The sequence below is a fragment of the Streptomyces sp. NPDC006265 genome (assembly GCF_040613555.1).
In the GTDB taxonomy this organism is placed as follows: domain Bacteria; phylum Actinomycetota; class Actinomycetes; order Streptomycetales; family Streptomycetaceae; genus Streptomyces.
On record NZ_JBEXSH010000743.1, the window covers coordinates 1 to 4600 of the forward strand.

A 4600-nucleotide genomic window follows, 5' to 3' on the forward strand; every position below is an offset into this window, starting at 1 on the left:
GGCGCTGGTGATCGGCGGCGGCATCGTGCTGCTGCGTCGCACGGTCTGGCGCGGACGCCGCGGCGGCCCCTGGCGGCAGCCCACCGTCGAGAGTGACTCGCCCATCGCCGTACTCGGCCGCCGCTTCGCCTCCGGCGAGATCGACGAGGACGAGTACTGGCGCCGACTGTCCGTGCTGAACGAGGAGTTCGGCCGCAAGGGAGGCGCGGCATGATGACGACGCCCGCCACGACGACCACGACGCCCGCCGCCCGGGTCGTCGACGCGGTGAAGGTGTACGGCGGTGGCGACACCGCCGTACGCGCCCTCGACGGCGTGACCGTGACCTTCCCGGCCGGCCGCTTCACTGCGATCATGGGGCCCTCGGGCTCCGGCAAGTCCACCCTGATGCACTGCGCTGCGGGCCTGGACACCCTCACCTCCGGCGCCGCCCGGATCGGCGACACCGACCTCGGCGACCTCGACGACCGCCGCCTCACCCTGCTGCGCCGCGACCGCGTGGGCTTCGTGTTCCAGGCGTACAACCTGGTGCCCACGCTCACCGTCGCGGAGAACATCACACTGCCCCTGGATCTGGCGGGCGGGCGGGGCGACCCGGAGTGGATCGACGCGCTGATCGACGTCGTCGGACTGCGCGACCGGCTCCACCACCGGCCCGCCGAACTCTCCGGCGGACAGCAGCAACGCGTCGCCGTGGCCCGGGCGTTCGCCGGGCGTCCGGACGTCGTCTTCGCCGACGAGCCGACCGGCAACCTGGACTCCCGCTCCGGCGCGGAGGTGCTCGGGCTGCTCGGCCGGGCGGTGCGGCAGACCGCCCGCACGGTCGTCATGGTCACCCACGACCCCGTCGCCGCCGCCCACGCCGACGAGGTCGTCTTCCTCGCCGACGGGCGCCTGGTCGACCGCATGGAGTCCCCGACCGCCGACCGCGTCCTGGACCGGATGAAAGCCTTCGAGGTGCCCTCATGAACGCCTCCGTACGCCTGAGCGCGTCCTCCCTGCGCGCCCACCGGCGGCGCTTCGCCGGGACGTTCCTCGCCGTGTTCCTCGGCGTGGCCTTCCTGGCCGGGACGCTCGTCATGGGCGACACCCTGCGCGCGAGCTTCGACTCGATGTTCGGCAACGCGGCCCGCGGCACGGACGCCGTCGTCCGCAGCGCCGACGCCGTCACCACACCCGGCGAGAGCCGGGGCGTACGGCAGCCGGTCGCCACCGACCTGGTCAGGACCGTCGAGAAGGTTCCCGGCGTCGCCGCCGCCGTGCCCGACGTCCAGGGCGCCGGCCAGCTCGTCGGCGCCAACGGCGAGGCCATCGGTGGCCAGGGCCCGCCCACCCTCGCCGGTAACTGGATCACCGACCCGGAGCTCAACCCGTACCGGCTCGCCGAGGGCCGCGCACCCCAGAATTCAGGCGAGGTCGTCGTCAACCGGGGCGCCGCCGAGAAGGGCGGCCTGAGGATCGGCGACGCCACGACCCTGCGCACCCCGGACCCGGTCCGGGTGACGGTCGTCGGACTCGCCACGTTCGGCGGCGAGGACGGCATGGCGCAGGTGACCTTCACCGGGATGACCATGGCCGACGCGCAGAAGTACCTCACGGCCCGGCCGGGTGAGGCGGCGACCATCCAGGTGCGGGCCGGGCCCGGCGTGACCCAGCGGGAGCTCGTCGACCGGCTGACGCCCGTGCTGCCGCAGGACGTCGAGGCCATCACCGGCCAGGAGTCGGCCGAGGAGAACAACGAGATGATCGCCGGCCGGTTCCTGAGCGTCTTCACGCTCTTCCTGCTGGTCTTCTCCGGTGTCGCCCTGCTGGTCGCCACCTTCTCCATCCACAACACCTTCGCGATCGTCGTGGCCCAACGCACGCGCGAGAACGCTCTGTTGAGGGCGCTGGGTGCCTCCCGACGGCAGGTCACCGGCGCCGCCCTCGTGGAAGCCGGCGCCGTGGCCGTGACCGCGTCCCTGGCGGGCCTCGCGGGCGGCATCGGCATCGCTGCCGGCCTGCAGAGGCTGTTCCCGGCCATCGGCTTCCCGTTCCCCGAGGGTGACCTGGTGGTCACCGGCCTGTCGATGGCGCTGCCCCTGGCCGTCGGAATCGTGGTCTGCCTGGGTTCCGCCCTGCTGCCCGCCGTCCGCGCCGGCCGCACCGCGCCCCTGGCCGCCCTGCGCGAGACCGCCGTGGACACCTCCGGCGCGTCCCGCCCGCGTGCGATCGCGGGCACCGCGCTGATGGCCCTGGCCCTGGCCCTCGCCCTCACGCTCGCCGGTGTTCTCGTGATCCCGTCGATCTGGCTGGCCGGAACCGGCGCGGCCCTGGCCCTGGTCGCGTTCGTGGTGCTCGGCCCGGTCGCCTCGTCCACCGCCGTGCGGTTCCTCGGCAGCCCGCTGGCCCGGTTGCGCGGCGTCACGGGCGCCCTCGCCCGGCGCAACGCCCTGCGCAGCCCCAAGCGCACGGCCGCCACCGCCAGTGCCCTCATGATCGGCGTGGCCGTCGTGTCGCTGTTCACGGTGTTCGGCGCCTCACTGAAGGCCACCATGGACCAGACCGTGTCCCGGTCCTTCGCGGGCGATGTGGCCGTCAGCGCTCCGTCGTTCGGCGCGGGCGGCAGCGGACTCAGCCCGAGGCTGGCCGGGGCGATCCAGGAGCTGCCCGAGGTGGACACCGCCGTCGGACTCGGCCGGGGCGTCGCCGAAGTCGATGGCGAGGGCCGCGCCCTGACGGTCACCGACCCCGTCGCCCTGGCACGCACCTTCGACCTCGGCAGGGTCGACGGCTCGCTGCGCCGACTCGGCACCGACGGCATCGCCGTCACCGAGAAGGAGGCCGACAGGCAGCACCTCACCACCGGCGACAAGGCACAACTCACCTTCACCGACAGCACGAAGGAGACCTTCACCGTCCGCGCGGTCTACGGCCGGTCCGAACTCGCCGGTGACTACGTCATCACCCGCGCCGCCTGGGCCCCGCACCGCACCCAGGACTCCGACACCCTCGTCGCCGTCACTTTCGACGACGGTGTGAGCACGGACGCCGGCACGGCGGCGGTGGAGAAGGCCGCCGCAGCGTACGGCAACCCGGAGGTCCAGACCCGCCACGCGTACGCGCAGTCGTCGGCCGGCGGCATCGACATGATGCTCACCCTCGTCTACGCGCTGCTCGCCCTCGCGGTGCTCATCGCGCTCCTCGGCATCGCCAACACGCTGACCCTGGCGATCCGCGAACGCACCCGCGAACTGGGCCTGCTCAGGGCCGTCGGTCAGACCCGTGCCCAACTGCGGGCCATGGTCCGCTGGGAGTCGGTCCTGGTCGCCGCCTTCGGCACGGCCGGCGGGCTCGGCCTCGGCGGCTTCCTCGGCTGGCCGCGCGGGCGGATGTCCTGGCCGGGGACGACGTCCCGGGTCGCGTACAGGCGGCCCTTGTCGTCGGTGCGGCCGTGCTCGCTGCGCAGGACGGCGCTGGCGTCCGGGGGGATACGGGCGCCGGTGGCGATCCGGACGGCCTCGCCGTCGGTGAGGGACGGGGGCGCGGCGTGCCCGGCGAGGACGCCATCGTCCCGCACGCGCCAGGGGGCGGGGCCGCAGACCGCCCAGCCGTCCATCGCGGAGGTGTCGAAGGAGGGGAGGTCGGTGAGCGCGTCGAGCGGGGCGGCGAGGGTCAGGCCGAGGGCGGTGTCGAGGGGCGCGGAGACGGGATCGCGGCGGGCGGCCCGGGCGGCATCGCGGCCGGCGCGTTCGGCGAGGGCCCGGGCCTCGGGCCAGGGGGTGGCGCGGTGGCGGGTGTCGGGCCGGGCGGAGGGGTCCGGCTGGTGGGAAGTGCGGGCGCTGCCGGGCTCGCCTCCCTCACTTCGCGCGGCGGGGTCGGGCAGGTGATCGCCGTTGCTGTTCCTCACGAGGGCGAGCACCTCCTCGACGTCGAGGTCCTCGGCGTCCTCACCGGCACGGGCGCCGTGCGGGGTCATCGGGCGTCCGGTCGGGTGTCGGGGGTGGCGTGGGGGGCGACGTCGCCCCCGGACGGCCGCGGTCCGTCGCCGGACGGCTGTGGCCCCGTGCCTGACGGCTGTGGCCCCGTGCCTGACGGCTGGGCCTCGGAGGTGCTCTCCTGCGCCCAGCGGGCCGCGAGGGCCACGGCCTTGCGGGCGGCCTCGGCGACCGCCTCGGGGCCGCCGCCGGCCTGCGCGGCCGCGTAGCCGACGAGGAAGGTGGTCAGCGGCGCCGCGGGACGGGCCACCCCGTGGGCGGCGTCGCGGGCGAGGTCGAGCAGGCCGCGGGTGTCGACATCGAGGTCGAGCCCCAGTTCGTCCTTGACGGCGGAAATCCATTCATCCAACACGTGCCCATGCTCCCTGATACGTGCCCTGGCGGCGGCGATGTCGTCCCAGGTGTCGCAGTCGAAGGACGCGACGGGGTCGGAGATGCGGGTGAGGTTCAGCTCGGCGGTGAGACGCCGCAAGGGGAGACCGGCGAGAGCGCCGTGCCGTCCGGCGAGGAGTGCGAGCTCCTCACGCAGCCGCGGCGCGCGGTATGCGGCCACGAGCGGCTGGTCACGGCCTTCGGGGTCGGTCAGCAGCACGCCGACGCCGATGCCGGTGTTGATGTGCCCG

At 74.5% G+C, this 4600-nt stretch carries 3 protein-coding genes and 2 pseudogenes; 3 read left to right on the top strand and 2 right to left on the bottom strand.

What is annotated here, in order from left to right:
- From ABZ281_RS38875 to ABZ281_RS38885, 3 genes and pseudogenes are all read left to right on the top strand, one after another.
- The coding region (locus ABZ281_RS38875) for an SHOCT domain-containing protein (protein WP_356662720.1) at positions 1-214 on the top strand (214 nt) is incomplete at its 5' end.
- Complete coding sequence (locus ABZ281_RS38880; RefSeq protein WP_356662722.1) at positions 214-969, top strand: ABC transporter ATP-binding protein; 756 nt, start codon at positions 214-216, stop codon at positions 967-969. The genes ABZ281_RS38875 and ABZ281_RS38880, both read left to right, overlap by 1 nt.
- Positions 966-3359, top strand: a pseudogene (locus ABZ281_RS38885) (FtsX-like permease family protein); the annotation flags it as partial. The gene ABZ281_RS38880 and the pseudogene ABZ281_RS38885, both read left to right, overlap by 4 nt.
- On the opposite strand, the pseudogene ABZ281_RS38890 reads toward ABZ281_RS38885, so the two are convergent.
- Together ABZ281_RS38890 and ABZ281_RS38895 are read right to left on the bottom strand one after the other, a co-directional pair.
- A pseudogene (locus tag ABZ281_RS38890) lies at positions 3356-3958 on the bottom strand (molybdopterin molybdenumtransferase MoeA); the annotation flags it as partial. The pseudogenes ABZ281_RS38885 and ABZ281_RS38890 sit on opposite strands and share 4 nt — an antisense overlap.
- Positions 3955-4600: DUF6457 domain-containing protein (locus tag ABZ281_RS38895; RefSeq protein ID WP_356662721.1), on the bottom strand; the 646-nt coding region annotated here is incomplete at its 5' end. The pseudogene ABZ281_RS38890 and the gene ABZ281_RS38895, both read right to left, overlap by 4 nt.